This window comes from Marinobacter sp. bablab_jr003, from assembly GCF_016464245.1.
GTDB lineage: Bacteria > Pseudomonadota > Gammaproteobacteria > Pseudomonadales > Oleiphilaceae > Marinobacter > Marinobacter vinifirmus.
This window is the reverse complement of record NZ_JADARC010000101.1, coordinates 1-17,919: the sequence shown is the minus strand read 5'-3', so window position 1 is coordinate 17,919 and position 17,919 is coordinate 1. Positions and strand designations below refer to the sequence as shown.

General features: G+C 58.6%; 17 protein-coding genes. 14 read left to right on the top strand and 3 right to left on the bottom strand.

The annotated features are described in order from the left end of the window. Positions 1-162: 162 nt before the first annotated feature. A complete protein-coding gene (cysB, locus tag H3Z84_RS10375) occupies positions 163-1,140 on the top strand; it encodes an HTH-type transcriptional regulator CysB (protein WP_199457398.1) in 978 nt (325 codons plus the stop codon). A 67-nt stretch (positions 1,141-1,207) separates the two neighbouring features. Here cysB and H3Z84_RS10370 read toward each other — a convergent pair whose 3' ends face one another. After that, complete coding sequence (locus H3Z84_RS10370; protein ID WP_199457397.1) at positions 1,208-1,933, bottom strand: phosphoadenylyl-sulfate reductase; 726 nt, start codon at positions 1,931-1,933, stop codon at positions 1,208-1,210. Positions 1,934-2,142: 209 nt separating this feature from the next. Between H3Z84_RS10370 and thrH the strand changes: the two genes are divergently transcribed. Then, the gene (thrH, locus tag H3Z84_RS10365; protein WP_094624072.1) at positions 2,143-2,757 is read left to right on the top strand and encodes a bifunctional phosphoserine phosphatase/homoserine phosphotransferase ThrH; all 615 of its coding nucleotides are present in this window, start codon (positions 2,143-2,145) and stop codon (positions 2,755-2,757) included. A gap of 58 nt (positions 2,758-2,815) precedes the next feature. Here the strand turns inward: thrH and pabB are convergent, their stop codons facing one another. Then, entirely contained in the window at positions 2,816-4,177 is a 1,362-nt protein-coding gene (pabB, locus tag H3Z84_RS10360) for an aminodeoxychorismate synthase component I (protein ID WP_228285806.1), read from the bottom strand. Between the two features lie 177 nt (positions 4,178-4,354). Between pabB and H3Z84_RS10355 the strand changes: the two genes are divergently transcribed. Further along, positions 4,355-4,954 (top strand): hypothetical protein, encoded by a 600-nt coding sequence (locus H3Z84_RS10355; protein ID WP_199457396.1) that lies wholly within the window; start codon positions 4,355-4,357, stop codon positions 4,952-4,954. A gap of 170 nt (positions 4,955-5,124) precedes the next feature. Further along, complete coding sequence (locus H3Z84_RS10350; RefSeq protein ID WP_199457395.1) at positions 5,125-6,192, top strand: DUF6160 family protein; 1,068 nt, start codon at positions 5,125-5,127, stop codon at positions 6,190-6,192. A gap of 134 nt (positions 6,193-6,326) precedes the next feature. Here H3Z84_RS10350 and H3Z84_RS10345 read toward each other — a convergent pair whose 3' ends face one another. Then, the gene (locus tag H3Z84_RS10345; protein WP_022990102.1) at positions 6,327-6,941 is read right to left on the bottom strand and encodes a hypothetical protein; all 615 of its coding nucleotides are present in this window, start codon (positions 6,939-6,941) and stop codon (positions 6,327-6,329) included. A gap of 251 nt (positions 6,942-7,192) precedes the next feature. On the opposite strand from H3Z84_RS10345, the gene H3Z84_RS10340 reads away from it, so the two are divergent. From H3Z84_RS10340 to H3Z84_RS10295, 10 genes are all read left to right on the top strand, one after another. Then, positions 7,193-8,221 carry a DUF58 domain-containing protein gene (locus H3Z84_RS10340; protein ID WP_199457436.1) on the top strand — a complete coding sequence of 343 codons (1,029 nt, stop codon included), beginning with the start codon at positions 7,193-7,195 and terminating at the stop codon, positions 8,219-8,221. After that, a complete protein-coding gene (locus H3Z84_RS10335) occupies positions 8,218-10,314 on the top strand; it encodes a transglutaminase TgpA family protein (protein WP_199457394.1) in 2,097 nt (698 codons plus the stop codon). The genes H3Z84_RS10340 and H3Z84_RS10335 overlap by 4 nt, the downstream gene beginning before the upstream one ends. Then, on the top strand, positions 10,307-11,338 hold the full coding sequence (holB, locus tag H3Z84_RS10330) for a DNA polymerase III subunit delta' (RefSeq protein ID WP_199457393.1): 1,032 nt from the start codon (positions 10,307-10,309) through the stop codon (positions 11,336-11,338). The genes H3Z84_RS10335 and holB overlap by 8 nt, the downstream gene beginning before the upstream one ends. Before the next feature lie 59 nt (positions 11,339-11,397). Then, positions 11,398-11,748 (top strand): PilZ domain-containing protein, encoded by a 351-nt coding sequence (locus H3Z84_RS10325; RefSeq protein ID WP_022990106.1) that lies wholly within the window; start codon positions 11,398-11,400, stop codon positions 11,746-11,748. Between the two features lie 12 nt (positions 11,749-11,760). Then, positions 11,761-12,681 (top strand): alpha/beta fold hydrolase, encoded by a 921-nt coding sequence (locus H3Z84_RS10320; RefSeq protein WP_199457392.1) that lies wholly within the window; start codon positions 11,761-11,763, stop codon positions 12,679-12,681. A 94-nt stretch (positions 12,682-12,775) separates the two neighbouring features. Further along, complete coding sequence (locus H3Z84_RS10315) at positions 12,776-13,585, top strand: DUF4892 domain-containing protein (protein WP_323126978.1); 810 nt, start codon at positions 12,776-12,778, stop codon at positions 13,583-13,585. A 3-nt stretch (positions 13,586-13,588) separates the two neighbouring features. Then, positions 13,589-14,785: a patatin-like phospholipase family protein gene (locus H3Z84_RS10310; protein WP_199457390.1), complete on the top strand. Its 1,197-nt coding sequence runs from the start codon at positions 13,589-13,591 to the stop codon at positions 14,783-14,785. Between the two features lie 84 nt (positions 14,786-14,869). Continuing rightward, the gene (prmB, locus tag H3Z84_RS10305; RefSeq protein WP_199457389.1) at positions 14,870-15,775 is read left to right on the top strand and encodes a 50S ribosomal protein L3 N(5)-glutamine methyltransferase; all 906 of its coding nucleotides are present in this window, start codon (positions 14,870-14,872) and stop codon (positions 15,773-15,775) included. Between the two features lie 37 nt (positions 15,776-15,812). Next, positions 15,813-16,907: a chorismate synthase gene (aroC, locus tag H3Z84_RS10300; protein ID WP_199457388.1), complete on the top strand. Its 1,095-nt coding sequence runs from the start codon at positions 15,813-15,815 to the stop codon at positions 16,905-16,907. Positions 16,908-16,925: 18 nt separating this feature from the next. Further along, entirely contained in the window at positions 16,926-17,807 is an 882-nt protein-coding gene (locus H3Z84_RS10295) for an MFS transporter (protein WP_323126979.1), read from the top strand. The last annotated feature ends 112 nt before the right edge of the window (positions 17,808-17,919 follow it).

The following is a 17,919-nucleotide window of genomic DNA, read 5'->3' as shown; positions in this document are numbered from 1 at the left end:
CAAGTCAAGGGCTGCGGTGACGCAAGGCTTTGGCAGGGCTGCGAAAGCACGGAATTGGTCTACACTGAATACAGTTACCTTTTGTATATCAAAAAAGAATGAAAATAACCGTTCTTATGCGTATTATCAGGCGGTAGACTCATCCAGGGAGCGACAGATTCAATGAAATTACAACAACTGCGGTATATCTGGGAAGTTGCGCACCACGATTTGAATGTGTCCGCCACCGCCCAGAGCCTGTTTACCTCACAGCCGGGGATTTCCAAGCAGATCCGCCTGCTGGAAGACGAGCTGGGGCTGGAAGTATTTGCCCGCAGCGGCAAGCACCTGACCCGCATCACCCCGGGCGGCGAGATTATCATCCGCGAGGCCGGAGAAATCCTGCGCCGGGTAGAGGGCATCAAAAAAATTGCCCAGGAGTTCAGCAACCAGCGCAAGGGCGACCTCAGTATTGCCACCACCCACACCCAGGCACGCTATGCCTTGCCGCCGGTGATCAGTGGCTTTATTGAAGAGTATCCGGATGTGTCGCTGCATATGCACCAGGGTACGCCCATGCAGATCTCCGAGATGGCGGCCAACGGCGCCGTGGACTTTGCCATCGCCACCGAGGGTATGGACCTGTTCAACGACCTGCTGATGATGCCCTGCTATCGCTGGAACCGCTGCGTGGTGGTGCCGAAAGACCATCCACTGGCCAGGGGGCAGGAGCTGACGCTGGAAGAGCTGGCGGAATACCAGCTGGTGACCTACGTATTCGGCTTTACCGGCCGCTCCAAGCTGGACGAAGCTTTCCAGTCCAAGGGTCTGACCCCGAAAGTGGTGTTCACGGCGGCGGATGCCGACGTTATCAAAACCTACGTACGCCTGGGACTGGGTGTGGGCATTATCGCCAGCATGGCGTTCGACCCGAAAACCGACAGCGACCTGGTGGCGCTGGATGCCAGCAAGTTGTTCCGCCCCTCGGTTACCCGGATCGGCTTCCGCAAAGGGACGTTCCTGCGGGGCTATATGTACGACTTCATGCAACGCTTTGCACCGCACCTGACCAAGGAAATGGTAGATCGCGTAGTGGCCCATCAGGGCAGCCGTACCGAGATTCAGGAACTGTTCAAGGACATTGAGCTGCCGGTTTACTGAGGCCCCTGAACAAAGAAAGCCCGCCGTCAGCGATGACAGGCGGGCTTTTTTTGATTCTGGAGGGAGGTTAGCCGGATTTGCCAATCAGGTTGCCGGCATGCAAGCCGCATTCCTTGTGGGTGGCTTCTTCCCACCACCAGCGGCCTTCGCGCTCGTGCTGGCCTGGCAGTACCGGGCGGGTGCAGGGCTGGCAGCCGATGCTGACAAAACCCTTTTCGTGCAGGCTGTTGTAGGGGGCTTCTGCCATGCGGATGTAGTCCCAGACTTCTTTAGAGGTCCAGTTCGCCAGCGGGTTGAACTTCACCAGCGTTTTATCATCGGTAGAGAACGCCGTATCGACCTGCACCACCGGCACCTCGTTCCGGGTGCCCGGGCTCTGGTCCCGGCGCTGGCCGGTAATCCAGGCATCCACCGTGGCCAGTTTCTTGCGCAGCGGGTTCACCTTGCGGATGCCGCAGCATTCCGAATGGCCGTCTTCATAGAAACTGAACAAGCCCTTCTTGCCCACCAGGGCCTGAACTTCCCCGGAATCCGGAAACAGCACTTCAATCTCAATGCCGTAATGCTGGCGCACTTTCTCGATAAACTCGTAGGTTTCCGGGTGCAGCCGGCCGGTGTCCAGGGTGAACACCTGCAGGTTGTCCGTCAGCTTGTGGGCCATTTCGATCAGCACCACGTCTTCCGCACCACTGAAGGAAATGGCGATGTTGTCGTAGCGGGCGATGGCGGCTTTCAGGATAGCCCGGGGGCTCTGGCCGTCCAGTTCGGTGCGCAGAGAATCGATATCAGTCATGTTGTTCCAGCAATCGTTATCGTGTTGCCGCAAGGCTATCATTAAACCGCTCATAACCTGAAGGAATGACAAACTATATATTTATAGCTCGCCGGCAGGTTAAAGGCCGGGATTCCCGATGCATTCCCGCCCCGTTTTTCATATCATACGCGGCAGCAAGTCGGGCGCCTGTTGTGCCTGCCACCTTATCATTTATTCAGGAGACCGTTGTGGAACTCGCATGTCTTGACCTTGAGGGCGTACTCATCCCGGAAATCTGGATCGCCTTTGCAGAAAAAACCGGTATTGAAGAACTCAAGGCAACCACCCGGGATATTCCTGACTACGACGTACTGATGAAGCAGCGCCTGCGCATTCTGGACGAACACGGCTACGGCCTGCCGGAAATCCAGGAAGTGATCGGCACCCTGGACCCGCTGCCCGGCGCCCGGGAGTTTCTGGACTGGTTGCGCGAGCGTTTTCAGGTGGTGATCCTGTCGGACACCTTCTACGAATTCGCCATGCCGCTGATGAAGAAGCTGGGCTACCCGGCGCTGCTGTGCCATAAGCTGGAAGTGGCTGACAACGGCCAGATCACCAACTACCTGTTGCGCCAGCGCGACCCCAAGCGCCAGTCTGTGCGGGCCTTCCAGTTGCTGAACTACCGGGTGATTGCCGCCGGTGATTCCTACAACGACACCACCATGCTGGGCCAGGCCGAAGCCGGCATTCTGTTCCACGCGCCCCAGAACGTGATCGACGAGTTTCCGCAGTTCCCGGCGGTGCACAACTTTGATGATCTGAGGCAGGAGTTCCTGAAAGCCAGCGCCATTCACAGCGCCTGATTTTCCGGTCTTCCGGTCTGTGCCGCTGCGGGAAACCCGGCGGCACAGATCACAGCCCTTACCGCTTTAGTTGTTCCAGAAAGTCCATCAGCGGCTTCACCTTGGTGAGGGTTTCCTGATACTCCGACTCCGGGTCGGAATCCGCCACAATTCCGCCGCCACCCCAGCATCGTATGATTCCGTTCGCCTCACACAGCAGGGTACGAATAGCGATGTTGCTGTCCAGCCGCCCATCCAGCCCGTAATAGAACACCGACCCGCAATAGGGCCCGCGCCAGTGGGGTTCCAGCTCGTGAATAATCTCCATGGCCCGGATTTTCGGAGCGCCGGTGATGGAGCCGCCGGGGAAGGCATCAAACAGCGCCTGTAACGGGCTGACACCGGGCTTTAGTTGTGCGCGAATGTGGCTCACCAGGTGGTGGACATTCTGGTAACTTTCCAGCGCAAACAGCTCGTCCACCTTCACCGAGCCGGGCAGGGCGTTCACGCTCAGGTCGTTGCGCAGCAAATCCACAATCATCAGGTTTTCGGCACGGTCTTTTTCCGAGGCCAGCAGCTCATCGGCCAGAGCCTTGTCTTGCTCGGGTGTGGCGCCGCGCCGCCGGGTGCCTTTGATCGGGCTGGTTTCGACCACCCCGTCGCGGATAGCGAGGAACCGCTCCGGTGAAACCGACACCACCGCGTTGCCTTCATGGCGCAGAAATGCGGCGTAGGGGGTGGGGTTGGCATGGCTCAGTTCCGTGAACGCCAGCCAGGGATCGCCACTGTAGTGGCCTTCAAAAGACTGGGACAAGTTGGCCTGATAGCAATCGCCGGCCTGGATGTAATCCTGTACCTGTTGCACGCGATTGCGGAAATCGGCCGGGGCTTGAGTCGGCTCGAATGGCTGCTCCATGGCCCAGTGCCTTGGTTGTGGCTCAGCGGGTGTAGCCATCCAGCTTTCCAGTTGTTTTTGCTGGGCCTGCGGCAAGTCCGGGTGTGCCCACAGATAACAGTTCCCTGTTTCCAGGTCTTCACTGGCAAACCACAGATACAGCCCGGCAAACATCAGCGGTAACGGCAGCTCCGGCACCAGCCCTTGCAGCTTCGCCTCCCGGGCATAGCCGAATTCATAGGCCAGGCTGCCCACCCAGCCGCCGATCAGCGGGTAGGGTGCCGTCTTTAACGAACTGAGGGCGTGCTGGTAAGGCGCCGCAAGTTGTTCCATCTCCCGGGCCAAAGCCCGAGTGTCCACGCCCGTGCCTGCATTGGCTGGCAACGAGACCCTTTCTACCGCATGGCAGGAGAACCCCCGCGCAGCCCCGCGCCCGCCCGAAATCGCCTGGCCACCCAGAAATACAAAGTCCGGCTCTGCCGCCGAATGGCTGCAAAGCTGATCAAACTGTTGGCGGGAAATGGACTGGCAGACAGGAAAGGCCAAGTTACCTCCGTTAAAAATTGGAAGAATGCTACACGCTGCACAAAACGAGCGTTGTCCGATTGGGACAGGCGCTGATTTAATGAGATCAGGTCACAGCGAGGGGCTGCAACCGGTAGCTGATTTTACCCGAGTTCGTTAGAACCCGAGCAAACAAACTAACAAAAAAGGTTTTGTGCAATGCGTAGTCTATTCAAAAACTTATTTGCTGCCATTTCGCTTGGAGTGCTTTGCAGCTTTACTCCGGTCCATGCCCAAGACGCGATTGGGGCGACTATTCCTGACAATAGCGTCTTGTCAGATGGGGTTTTGACTGAAGAAGAGCTGGCTCGGTACATGGTGATTGCTAAAGCCCAATTGGAATACCTGACGAAGCATGCGGCCGAAGAATATGCTGCGGAGCTTAAAGGAGATACTGCACCAATGCCTCGTGCCTGGATGCTAATGAAGGATGGTAAGAGCATAAAAGAGGTGAAATTAGACCAATCCGGGGATGGGGCCCCGCCCGAGGTCAGGGCTGTCTTGTTTCGTGCCGCAATGAAATCAATTGCCCGTGGAGGAGAGATCAGTGCAGCAACGATACTTTTCGCGGGGCAAATGAGTGCTGAAAATCCCCAAAAGTTGTTGGTTTTTGAATACGAGCATCGGGTTGGGGTGTCTAGCTCAAAGTTTGTTCCGTACAGCGCGAAAAACCAGGTCATCTACTACGGGAAGCCGGTTATTAGAGAAAAGCCCTTCCAGTTATTTTATGACACTCAGTTCGACGCTCCTGGTCAATAGCGGCTCAGTAAAAACTCTGGCTGGATCAGCTGGGAAGAGAAGGTCATAACTTGTGATCAGAGTCACGGACTAGGACTGTAAAACAATCTTAAATGAACGCGTGGAGTTTGAGGCTTCACAAGCAAACCAAAAACTCAGAAAACAACAAAATGAGTTCTAAGGAGATAATAATGAAAGGCCTGAAAAAATTAGCTTTGGCTACAGCAGTAGCTGCTGCACCGTTCGCCGCGAACGCCGACCTGAAGGCCCTGGACGATGTGTCTATGGGTAACGTCACTGGTCAGGCAGGTGTGACCATCGAACTCGAAACTAAAGTGAGCATCGGGCAGTTTAAATACACTGACGAAGGTTCATTTGCTGTTAACAACATTGTGTTGGGTGGTTCTGGTGTTGCTGGTGGCACCGGCGGCGATAAGCTGGACGAGCTGAAGATCGACATTGACGTTGCTGACGATGGTGATGCCATTATTCATGTTGGCTCTCTGGCGGAGGAAGACCTGATTAATCCGGTCACTAAACAACCGGTTTATGTTAACGGAACTGATGATACTGACGGCATTGTACAGAAGCCCGTTGCAATTGATTGGGGTGTGACTGTCGGATCTGTGGCGTTACTTCCAGGTTCAACCGGTAGTGACAGCACTACACTACTGTCCAACATGAGCATGCACGGTGATCTCGCGCAGCTTGATATTCAGGTAGATACTGCGACTGACGCGCTGTGGCTGGATGTTGCTTTTGACATCGACGACATGGATTTCGATGTTGATTTTCTGGGCATTGGCGTTCGGGATATGGTCATCACAGGTGCTGGCACCAATTTTGACTACGACGGTGATGGCCTGACTGCTGAGATTGAAGCAGGCTACGCCGCTGGAACTGAAACTGAAAAAGATGCGATTGTGGCTGGTCTTGTGGCAAGTGAATTGTTTGCTGATGAGGCAGAGGCAGAGGCATTCCTGCAGGCTAATGCCAATGGTGAGGGACACAATCTCGGTACCGCGGATGGCATGATCGGTTTTGGAAAACTTACCCAGTACGCCCAAGCCAGCCTTGATGTGTATAAAGGCGATGGCTTAGGCTCTTCCACCATGAAAGACGTCCTGCGTATTGATGTGGACAACGTCTACATGGACGTAAGCATCGGTGAAACCATTATCGGCGGTACCAATATCGGTACCATCGCCATTGATAACCTGGCAGTAACCGACACCAAGCTGGCAGTCTACGGTCGCTAATCCGACCTGACACCAAACCTGGTGCAACGCCCCGCCTCGGCGGGGCGTTTTTGTTTCTGCAGAACACGCAGGCACAAAAAACGGCAGCTCATCGGCTGCCGTTTTTCATTAATCGTAAGAATTGTTATCAGGCCTTACTGATCCGGCACCTGAATGGAAAGATCAAACCCACCCCCAGGTCGCGGCGTCAGATTAATTGGCCCTTCATTAATCCCCTGCGGAATATTGATCCGGTCAATCCCCGGCGGGTTGCCAATGCTGAAATTCAGGTTCTGGCCGTCAAAGCCGATACCCAGCTGGTCGTTCAGGAAGGTTTGGGTAAAGGGTTCGTCCGGAATTTCCGGTTGCTGGCCGAAGATCAGCTGGGGGATGTCCGGGCGGAATTCGGCTGGTGGCTGGACCCTTGCCAGTTCGTCGACTGGTAGCAGCAGGGCGCGGCGCAGGAATTCTTCTTCGGCGTCGGTTAAGGAATCTTTGCGGTCATCTTCCAGGTAGCGTTGCAGGGCTTCCCGGTAGGCTTCTTCTTCTGCCTCGGTGACAACCGGCTCGCCCGGGGAAATGGTCAGGGCCTGGATGATGCGCTGGCGATCTGCCTCGGACTTCTGCTGGTCTTTGGGTACCACGATAACGGCGGAGTCTTCTACGTAGGTTTCCACCATTTCGTCAGACGTCATGGTTTGTACGCCCGCAGTTGCGGGGGCAGCGATGGCGGCCGTTATGGCAGCGGCAAGCAGTTTGCGACGTATCATGAGTTGCCTCTTGGGTAACCGGTGTGTGCAGAGGCGCTGCTGAGACTGCGAGGACTGCTGAACTCAGGGCATTCAGGCTATGCGCTTCATTTTGTCAGTATTCGGTTTGTCTGACACTATTTCAACCGGAAAGTGCCGTTATTGTGATCAGAATCTTCCCCTACGGAGTACAGTTATAAAAACGCTGTGGATATGGTTTCATAGTCCGTAAACTGGATTGAACTTTTCAGGAGTCTTCCGGCCTGATGGGCATGATAAAACAATCTGTTGGCCGCCGTTTCAGCCGCTGGATCAATCGCCGCATTCCCCGCGCAGACAGCGTTCTGTTCAGCCAGAAAAACATCTTCATTCTGCCCACCGGTGCCGGTGTGGTGTTCGGCATGCTGTTGCTGATCATGCTGATTACCGGCATCAATTATCAGAACAGCCTTATTTACCTGCTCACCTTCATGCTGGGCGCCCTGTTTGTGGGGGCCATGTACCAGACGCACCGTAACCTGTCCGGCTTGACGCTGGCCCTCGTTCAGGCGGGGGAAGGTGTGGCCGGTGAAGATATTCCTTTCCGGTTCCGGGTCAGCAGTGGTAAGGACGATGCCTTGTCGATCAGCCTGTCGGTGGAGGACTCACGGGTTGAAGGCATTCATGTGCCAGCCGGGGAGTCGAAAGACGTCACGCTGCCTGTCCCTTCGGCCTGGCGTGGCTATCTGCGCCCGGACCGGGTGCGTATTGAAACCCGGTATCCGTTTGGTTTGCTGAAGGCCTGGTCCTGGGTGCGGCCGTCTTCGGCCGGGTTGGTGTTTCCGCGGCCATTAGCGGCGCCGGAAGCACTCAGTACCCTGGAGGATGGCCCGGAGAACGCCGCAGCTGCGAAAACAGCCGGGCAGGACGAAGCGGACTTGCGGCCCTGGCGGGAAGGGGACTTAAGCCCCCGGGTGATGTGGAAGCGCTTTGCCCGCTCCGGCCAGATGGTGGTGGCAGATTGGGAAGAGAAGCAGGGCAGCCCGCACTGGCTGGATTTTGCTGCTTTCCCGGGCGTGGATAACGAACTGCGTTTGAGTTACCTGGCCTGGCTGGTGCAGGACAGGGCGGCAAAGGGTGCCCGTTTTGGCCTGAACCTGCCCGGTGAGGTGATCGAGCCGGATTCCGGCAAGGTGCATGTGGAGCGTTGCCTGCGGGCGCTGGCTATCTGGGGCGAACAAAAGCCCCGGGATGATGATGCCAGGGCCTTTGGTACCCGCAGGAAACTGGATCGGGCAGCACGGGGAGGCAAGGCAGCATGAAGCTTTCCCTGCCTTTTGGCCTGTTCAGTGGCCGGGAAGAACCGCCGAAAGAAACCATTCCCGGTAAGGCGCTGCTGTGGCTGATTGCGGCCTTTGCGGTGTTGCTGGTGCCCCAGTGGGATCGCCTGCCGGTTTGGCTGATTGCCGCCTGTGTGGTTCTGGCCGGCTGGCGCTGGCTGGCGCAGATGGGCCGGGTGCGTTTGCCCGGGCGCTGGTTGCGCACCGGTATCATGCTGATCCTGATGGCGGTGTACATTGCCACGGTTCAGGGACGTTTTACGGTAGATACGGCGGCATCGTTCTTTGTGCTGGCGGTGGGCCTGAAATGGCTGGAAACCCGCAGTGCCCGGGACTTCTATGTGCTGTTTTTTATCCTGGTGTACCTGGCCACGGTGAATTTCCTGTTCCGGCAGGACATTCTCTGGGCGTTGGTGAACTTTGTGGCGATTGCGTTGTTGCTGGTGGGGCTGCAAACCATCAACGCCCCGGACCTGCCCAATGCCATCGGCCGGGGCTGGAAGCGCCTTGGCCTTCTGATGCTGAAAACCCTGCCGGTGGTGATCCTGCTGTTTGTGTTCTTCCCCCGCATGGCGCCGCTGTGGAGTGTGCCCATGGTGTCTGGCCAGGCCCGGAGCGGGATTTCGGACACCATGCGCCCGGGAGATATCTCCAACCTGGCCCAGAGCAGTGAGCGGGCCTTTCGGGTGACCTTCGGTGGTGATGCGCCGGATTACCGTGACCGCTACTGGCGCGGGCTGATTCTGGACCGCCTGGACGGCGAAACCTGGCGCCAGGGCGATTCCGAGCGTTTCTTCCGGCCGGGCCGGGTGGCCATCGATGGCGGCGTGGGGGACCTGGAGCCGAACCAGTACGATGTGCTGATGGAACCTACCGACCAGCGCTGGGCGTTCGCCCTGGATGGCTCCGAAGCTGTCTCAGATAACGTGGTAGAGGCGGAACAGAACCTGTTCCGTTTCCGGCGCCCGGCAGACAGTTCTGTGCGCTATCGGATGGCTCTGGGCAATGTGGCGGCGAGCAGCGCAGTGCAGGGGTTGTCACCGCTGGAACAACGCCGATACCTGCAGCTGCCGGCCCAGGGGAATCCCCGGGCACGGGAACTGGCGCAGCAGCTGGGTTCGCAGTTAAGCCCGGAACAAACCGTGATGGAGTTGATGCTCCGGTTCCGGGAGCAGGAGTATTTCTACACGCTGCGGCCACCCGCCATGCCGGAAGATGGCATTGATGCACTGCTGTTCGATGAAAAGCGGGGGTTCTGTGCCCACTATGCCGGTGCAGCTACTTTTGTGTTCCGGGCAGCAGGTATTCCGGCAAGGGTGGTTGTGGGTTACCAGGGTGGCGACGCCGGTGCCAACAACGAGTATTACATTGTTCGTCAATACGATGCCCACGCCTGGGTGGAAGTGTGGCTTGAAGGGCGCGGCTGGGTAAGGGTTGATCCTACTGCCGCCATCGCACCCAGCCGGATTGAATCCGGGCTGAGGGACGCCATGGCAGACGAAGGTTCATTCCTGGAGAACGAACTGATCTCGCCTCAGCGTTACAGCGATCTGCAGGTGTTGCAGTGGGCCTCACTGCAGCTGGACCGCATCAACTACCAATGGCAGCGCTGGGTGGTGGGTTATCAGGGCCAGAGCCAGATGGATTTGATGTCCCGGTTGCCCGGTGGCGTGGGTATGAAGGAACTGGGCTACCTGACTGCAGGTATTGTGGGCCTGGCGTTGCTGGTGGCCGGCCTGGTGTCTGCCCTGGGCATGAAGCGGGGCGCACGGCAGGATGCGTTCCGCCGGGTGGTCAGCAGCTGGCACCGGTTCTGTGAGCAGGCGGGTGTTCCGGTGCGGGCTGGTGAAACTCCGGAGGCGCTGGCGCAAAGGCTGTCCCGGGCGGTTCCCGCTGTGTCTGAATCGGCGCGGGTCTTTGCCCGGGCCGTGAACAATCATTACTATAGTGCTTCATCTGCGTCGGCCTCTGCCGACGATACCCGCCGTTTGAAGCGGTTGCTGCGCACCATGAAGCGGCAACGACGCAATGGCCCGGAACCAGTACCCGAAATACGGACTCCACCCAATGAGTGATATCGCCCAAGACATGCCTTGGCTGACCAAGGCCTGGCACGCGGTTCAGCACCGGCTTGTGGAAGACCGGCTGCCCCACGCCTTGCTGGTGGCCGGCGAACGGGGTGTGGGCAAGCGTGCCTGGGCCGAGGCTGTTGCCGGGTTGTTGCTGTGCGATCGCCGGGAAGACCAGGGCAATGGCAACCTGGTGGCTTGCGGCCACTGCAAGCAGTGTGAGTTGCTGCGTGCGGGCAGTCATCCGGATTTGCGAATCTACGCGCCGGAGAAATCCCGCATGGTAAAGGTGGACCAGGTGAGGGCACTGTCGACCTTTGCCGTGGGTTCGCCCCAGGTGGCCCATCACAAGGTGGCCATTGTCGACCGGGCAGACCTTTTGAACATCAATGCCGCCAACGCCCTGCTGAAAACCCTGGAAGAACCGCTGCCGGATGTCACCCTGCTGCTGTTGCAGGAAAGTGGCCGGCCGGTGCTGCCCACCATTCGCTCCCGGTGTCAGGCGTTGACGATTCCGGTGCCGGCGGAAGAACAGGCCCAGAACTGGCTGGCGGCGCAGGTATCCGGGCTGGAGGAGGATCAGCGCCCCGGAGCCGGGGTGCTGGCCAAGAGCCTGATGCTGGCGGGTAATGCGCCGAGGTTGGCGCTGGAATATGCCACCGGCGAGTTTCCGGGGTTACGGGACAAGGCCTTCGAGGCGTTCAAGCAGTTTATGAAAGGGCAGGTCACCGTGGGTGATGCGGCGAAGTGCTTCAAGACCATCGGCCTGGAGGATACTCTCTGGCTGTTCGAAAGCTGGGCCGCCGACCTGGCCCGGTGCAGCGCCGGCGGTCAGCCCAATGATACCGAAGCGGCAGACATGCTGATGTTCCTGGCCCGCAGCAATCCGCCCTGGCGGGCCCATGAATTGCTGGATCGGGTCCGGCAGAGCCGGGAGGCCGCCGTGTATAATGCCAGCCCGGAACTGGAGGCCAGCCAGCTGTTGATTGCCTGGCGTGATTTGATGCCCAGAAAGCGCGCCGCAGGTTGAGCTTTAGCGGTTAACAGCTGCTATGATTGCGAAATATCAGAAAAAAGAAGGTGTTTGATATGGGGCCCGGATTCGGAGCACGCAGTGGTATTCTGACCCAGACTATCAACGACAAAGCCGCGCTGTACGCAGCCTATATGCCGTACATAAAGCAGGGTGGCCTGTTCATTCCCACCCACAAGCAGTACCAGCTTGGCGACGAGGTTTTCCTGCTGCTGACCCTGATGGACGAGCCGGAGAAAATCCCGGTGGCCGGCAAGGTTGTATGGATAACCCCGAAAGGCGCCCAGGGCAACCGGGCTGCCGGTATTGGTGTGCAGTTCAACGGTGATGATGAAACCGCCCGCACCAAGATCGAATCATACCTGGCTGGCTCCCTGAGCTCTGATCGCCCCACCCACACCATGTAGGACCTGCCTTGCATGAATGACACAGTGTTACCCGACAGTGGGCACGAAGTTCCGGCCGACTGCCGGGAGGCGCACTGGCCACTCGAAAACATCACCCTTGCCGGCCTGAGCTGGCATCCGCCCCGCGAAGCAGCTACCCGGCAACCTGTGCTGATGGTGCACGGCTGGCTGGATAACGCCATGAGCTTTGCCCACCTTGCGCCGGAACTTGCCGCCCATGCGCCGGTCCACGCCATCGACATGGCAGGCCACGGCCAGTCCGGCCACCGGCCGCCGGGGTACAGCTACTGGCTGATGGACTATGTGGGCGACCTTTCCGAACTGATCGACAGCCATTTTCCGCACAGCGAAAAAGAACCGATAGACCTGGTCGGCCATTCTCTGGGCGGCATCGTATGTGCTTTGTACGCAGCGGCCTTTCCGGAGCGGGTTCGGCGGCTGGTGATGATCGACAGCCTGGGGGCGCTTAGCCGCCCGGCGGAAGAAACCATTCCCCAGCTGCGCCGGGCGTTGCAGAAAAAGCGTAACGGTTCGGCACCGCCGGCGATCTATCCGGATGTGGAAACCGCAGCACGAATTCGCGAGGGAGGCCTCAGCCCCCTGAGTGCCGAGGCGGCCAGCTTGCTGGTGCCCCGGAACATGCGCAGCTACGGGGTGGGGTATGTCTGGCAGACCGATGCAAGGTTGCGGCACCCCACGGCTTTGATGATGACAGAGCAACAGGTGGAAGCCTCTTTGGCGGCCATCAAAACACCGGCGCTGTTTGTGCGTGCCGAGGAAGGCCTGCTGACTTACCGGAAGGGGCTGGACCAGCGCGCGGCGTTGATTCCGGAGCTGACCACGGTGGATGTTCCCGGCGGCCACCACTGTCACCTGGATGGCGATACCGCGCCAGTCAGTGATGCCATAAAAAGGTTTCTTTTTGATGTTTAACCGATCCCGCAGTGGCTTTTTGAGAGGTTTGGCGGCCATAGTTCTGTTTTCGTCTGCCGGTGCTGTCCAGGCGAGCGCTCTTGCGCAGGCCCCTGTGCAGTTCTCGCAATCGTCGCTGCAGAACACCGCAGCGATTGAATCCAGCGGCCACTTGGTGCTGTTCAGCCCGGTGCGGGAGATTCGCAACGAAATCCGTTCCGATGTAATGGCGCGCCTGCCGGTGTCTGGCCACGGGCAGCTGTTCGAGATCAACCGGGATGCCAGTCGCGAGGCTGCGCTGGACCATTACCTGACAGAATTCCGGGCCAGGGGCGCCAGCGTTCTGTACCAGTGTTCCGGTATCCAGTGCGGTCGCAACAACGTCTGGGCCAACCAGATTTTCCAGCAATCCCGCCTGTTGGGCCGTGACGGCAGCCAGGATTACGTGGCCGCTGCAGTGGAAGACGAGAACGGCACCCAGTGGCTCACGCTGGTGTATACCGTCACTCGCGGTAACCTGCGGGAGTATGTCTGGGTGGAGCAGCTGGAGGTAGGCGCAGGTGCGTCCATTCCGGGCTTTGAGGCGTCAAACGGGCGAATGAAGGGGCCGGTGGTGGTGCCCTGGAGCGGTGGCGTTACCTATCGGTTTGATTTCAGTGCCGATGACCGGCGCAGGCTGACCGACTGGGCGGCTGATGAGGGCGCCGAGGTGGTGTTGGCCGCGTTCTCCTCCCTGCAGGACGGCGAGCGTCTGGAGGCGGCCCTGGAACGCGCCCGGCAGGCAGGTGATGCCCTGGCCGAGGTGCTGGGCAAAACCGGAATCTCCCGCAGCCAGATTCGAATTGTCACGGTAGGGCCCGTGGTGCAGGTGGAAGACCCGGATCGTCGTGGTGATCGTGTAGAAGTATTGGTGATCAAGAGGTAAGCCATGGCACAGAAGGATAAGCCGGTTGATAACGGCGCCAGTGCTGTCATAAAAAGCTCTGATGTTTCCCCTGCAGGTGCGCCCGCCAGCAGCAATGTTCGCAAGACCGGAAAGGGCAAGACCGTTGCCTTGACCCTGGGTAGCGGTGGCGCCCGGGGCTATGCCCACATTGGCGCAATCGAGGTGCTGGTAGAGCGTGGTTACAAGATTGCTGCGATTTCCGGCTGCTCCATGGGCGCCCTGATTGGCGGTATGTATGCCGCCGGCAAGCTGAAAGAGTACAAAGACTGGGTAACCGGGTTAGGGCAGTTTGATGTGATCAAGCTGCTGGACCTTACCTTCAGCTCCATCGGTGCCATCCGGGGCGAGAAGGTGTTTTCCATCGTGCGGGAAATTCTGGGTGATACCCGCATTGAAGACCTGCCGATTCCCTTTACGGCCGTAGCGACCGACCTGTTGGCACATAAGGAAATCTGGTTCCAGGAAGGGCCTCTGGACAAGGCTATCCGTGCCTCCATTGCGATTCCCAGTGTAGTGACACCGCTGGTACTGGACGGCCGTGTGCTGGTGGACGGTGCGGTGCTGAATCCCTTACCGATTATTCCCACCATCTCTGCCCACGCAGACCTGATTATGGCGGTCAACCTGGCGGGCGAGGAAGAGCAACTCCAGCGAATTCCGGACGCAGCGCTGACGCCTGCAGAAGATACCGGCGGCGATATGGAAGAGTGGATGGACGCGCTTCGGGACAAGGCTTCCCGCTGGTTCGACTGGGATGCCCTGAAAGCGCTCACTAACCGCAAAGGCAGTGAGGACGAAACACCGGAACAGAAGATCAGCCGGGAGATTGCCAAAAAGTCGCAGGAAAAAGCGATTGAGGCCAAGGCCAAGGCTCCGGTACCTGCCGACCACCCGGATGCGGAAAAGCGGGAAGAGCACGACACCATCGACTGGGACAAGCTGGGCATTGGCAAGTTTGATGTGATGAACCTGACCATCGAAACCATGCAGAGCGCCCTGGTGCAGTACAAGATTGCCGGTTATCCGCCGGACTTGCTGATCAACATTCCCAAGAATGCGTCCCGTAGCTATGACTTCCATAAAGCGCCGGAGCTGATCCAGCTGGGGCGTGAGCGTATGACCGCGGCCCTGGACCGTTTTGAGGCTAGCCGCAGCAGTTCCGGCCCGCTGGCGCTGTGATGGCCGGCGGGCGGAAAGCTGCAGCCATCGGCCTAATCAGCGTATAATGCCGCGCTGAAACTTACCGACCAGGAAACCGACTTTGTGACCAGCCCCGTAGATGACCTGCAGACCATTCGCGACCTGTTGCGCTATGCCGCCTCACGGTTTGCTGCCTCGCCCCTGTACTTTGGCCATGGCACCGATAACGTGTGGGACGAAGCCGTACAACTGGTGCTTCGCAGCGTTCACCTGCCGCTGGAAAACAACAACCTGTTCCTGGATGCGCGCCTGACCCGCAGCGAGCGGGAGCTGATCATTGAGCGCATTGAGCGGCGCATTAACGAGCGTTTGCCCATTGCCTATTTGCTGGGCGAAGGCTGGTTCATGGGCATGCCCTTTAACGTAGATGAGCGGGTACTGGTGCCCCGGTCACCACTGGGAGAGCTGCTGGAAAACGGCTTGCAGCCCTGGCTTGGCGGCACCCACGTTCAGCGCATTCTGGACCTGTGCACGGGTAGCGGTTGTATCGGAATTGGCGCCGCGACGGTGTTCGACGAGGCAGAAGTAGACCTGTTGGATATCTCTGAAGATGCGCTGGCGGTTGCCGAATCCAACATCGAGATGCACGGCCTGGAAGGGCGGGTACAAACGGTTCGCTCGGATGTTTTTGACAACATCGAGGGCCGCTACGATGTCATCCTCAGCAATCCGCCGTATGTGGATGCGGAAGACCTGGCGGACATGCCGGAAGAATACCAGCATGAGCCGGCACTGGGCCTTGCCGCAGGCGACGACGGCCTGGATATTGCCCACCGCATCATTGCCGGTGCCGCCGATCACCTGACCGAAGACGGCCTGCTGATTGTGGAAGTGGGTAACTCCTGGGGTGCGATGGACGATGCCTATCCGGACCTGCCGCTGACCTGGCTGGAATTCGAGAATGGCGGCGACGGCGTGTTCCTGGTTACGGCCCGGGACCTGCGTGAATGGCAGGCCAGAAACAGCTAAAGTAATTTATTATAAAACCTTTATAAAGTGCTGAATTATGTCCGGAAATACTTTTGGAAAACTGTTTACCGTAACCACCTTCGGTGAAAGCCACGGGGCGGCTCTGGGCTGCATTATTGACGGTTGCCCTCCCGGGCTGGAGCTGTCTGAAGCGGATATGCAGAAGGACCTGGACCTGCGTAAGCCGGGCACATCCCGCCATACCACCCAGCGCCGGGAGCCTGACGAGGTGCGAATTCTGTCCGGTGTGTTCGAAGGTAAAACCACCGGCACGCCCATTGGCCTGATCATCGAGAACACCGATCAGCGCTCCAAGGACTATTCCAAGATTTCCGAACAGTTCCGCCCGGCCCACGCCGATTACACCTACACCCACAAATACGGCGTGCGTGACTATCGTGGCGGCGGCCGTTCCTCGGCCCGGGAAACTGCCATGCGGGTGGCCGCTGGCGCCGTTGCCCGCAAGTTCCTGGAGCAGCGTCTGGGTATTCGTATTCGGGGTTACTTGTCACAGCTGGGCCCCATCAAGATCGAGAAGCTGGATTGGGACCAGGTACACCAGAACCCGTTCTTCTGCCCGGATGCCGACAAGGTGCCTGAAATGGAAGCCTACATGGACGCACTGCGTAAAGAGGGCGACTCCATTGGCGCCCGTATCAACGTGGTCGCTGAAGGTGTTCCGCCGGGACTGGGCGAGCCGATTTTTGACCGGCTGGATGCCGACCTGGCCCATGCCTTGATGAGCATTAACGCTGTTAAGGGTGTGGAAATCGGTGCCGGTTTTGGCTGCGTAGAGCAGAAGGGCACCGAGCACCGGGACGAAATGACGCCGGAAGGCTTCCTGTCTAACCACGCCGGCGGTGTGCTGGGTGGCATTTCCTCCGGTCAGCCCATTGTCGCGAGTATTGCCCTGAAACCCACATCCAGCTTGCGCCTGCCGGGCCGCAGTATCGATGTGAATGGCAACCCGGTGGAAGTGATCACCACTGGCCGGCACGACCCCTGTGTGGGTATCCGGGCCACGCCGATTGCCGAAGCCATGATGGCCATTGTGCTGATGGATCATTACCTGCGCCATCGTGGCCAGAATGGCGATGTAAGCGTCGATACGCCGGTACTCGGCCAGCTCTGATAACCGGGAGGCGCTACCATCTACTGGCGGCTGTCTAACCTTTACTTCTGGTTCTTCGCCCTCCTTGGAGGGCTTTTGCCTTATTGGTCCCTCTACCTGGAGGGGCAGGGCTTTTCCTATCTGCAAATCGCCACCCTGATGGCGACCATTCAGCTGACCAAGGTAGTGGCCCCCAGCGTGTGGGGCTGGCTGGGCGACCGCACAGGCCAGCGGGTAAGGCTGGTACGCTTCGGAGCTATCACCGGTTCCCTGTTTTTTGCCGGAGTGTTTCTGGAGCCCGGCTTTTACGGCCTGCTGTTGGTTATGTTCGCGTTTACCTTTTTCTGGAACGCGATTCTTCCGTTATATGAAGTGATCACCCTGCGGGTACTGGGTTCAAAGAAAGAACGTTACGGCAAGATACGGCTTTGGGGCTCGGTGGGCTTTATCGGTGCGGTGGCGCTGGTTGGCGGCTTGCTGGAACTGGTGCCGATTCGCTATTTGCCCTGGCTGTTGCTGCCGGTCTTCGCCGGCATTGCCGTGTCGGCCTTCCTGGTGCCGTCCGAACGGGGTGAACGCAAAGAGTCTGCTCCCAAAGGCAGCCTGAAAGCCATCGTTACCCATCCGGCGGTGGTGGCCTTCTTCCTGATGAACTTCCTGCTGCAGGTGTCCCACGGCGCTTACTACACGTTTTTCAGTATTCACCTGGAGCAACACGGTTACGGCAAACTGTCGATCGGGCTGTTGTGGTCACTGGGGGTGATTGCGGAAATCGGGCTGTTCCTGGTCATGCACCGGCTATCGACGCGGTTTACCGTGCGCCAGATTGTGGTCGGCTCGCTGGTGTTGACCATGATTCGCTGGGGGCTGATTGCCGAACTCACCGGGCTTGTGCGAGTTATTGTCAAATCTGGTGTATGACCATCAGGCAGCGTTCCTGCCAGATTGATCTTCCACCTGTATTCCATCCTGAAACTGCACGTTGTCCACGACCAGCTTCAGTTGGTCAAACCCCTTGATTCGCTTCCAGCGT

Excerpts from the sequence above, each read along its gene's own strand:
- H3Z84_RS10350 (WP_199457395.1), top strand. The coding sequence starts at position 5,125 with ATGAAAGGCCTGAAAAAATTAGCTTTGGCTACAGCAGTAGCTGCTGCA.
- H3Z84_RS10345 (WP_022990102.1), bottom strand. The coding sequence starts at position 6,941 with ATGATACGTCGCAAACTGCTTGCCGCTGCCATAACGGCCGCCATCGCT.
- H3Z84_RS10370 (WP_199457397.1), bottom strand. The coding sequence starts at position 1,933 with ATGACTGATATCGATTCTCTGCGCACCGAACTGGACGGCCAGAGCCCC.
- H3Z84_RS10310 (WP_199457390.1), top strand. The coding sequence starts at position 13,589 with ATGGCACAGAAGGATAAGCCGGTTGATAACGGCGCCAGTGCTGTCATA.
- H3Z84_RS10320 (WP_199457392.1), top strand. The coding sequence starts at position 11,761 with ATGAATGACACAGTGTTACCCGACAGTGGGCACGAAGTTCCGGCCGAC.
- H3Z84_RS10355 (WP_199457396.1), top strand. The coding sequence starts at position 4,355 with ATGCGTAGTCTATTCAAAAACTTATTTGCTGCCATTTCGCTTGGAGTG.
- holB (WP_199457393.1), top strand. The coding sequence starts at position 10,307 with ATGAGTGATATCGCCCAAGACATGCCTTGGCTGACCAAGGCCTGGCAC.
- H3Z84_RS10340 (WP_199457436.1), top strand. The coding sequence starts at position 7,193 with ATGATAAAACAATCTGTTGGCCGCCGTTTCAGCCGCTGGATCAATCGC.
- H3Z84_RS10325 (WP_022990106.1), top strand. The coding sequence starts at position 11,398 with ATGGGGCCCGGATTCGGAGCACGCAGTGGTATTCTGACCCAGACTATC.
- cysB (WP_199457398.1), top strand. The coding sequence starts at position 163 with ATGAAATTACAACAACTGCGGTATATCTGGGAAGTTGCGCACCACGAT.
- aroC (WP_199457388.1), top strand. The coding sequence starts at position 15,813 with ATGTCCGGAAATACTTTTGGAAAACTGTTTACCGTAACCACCTTCGGT.
- H3Z84_RS10335 (WP_199457394.1), top strand. The coding sequence starts at position 8,218 with ATGAAGCTTTCCCTGCCTTTTGGCCTGTTCAGTGGCCGGGAAGAACCG.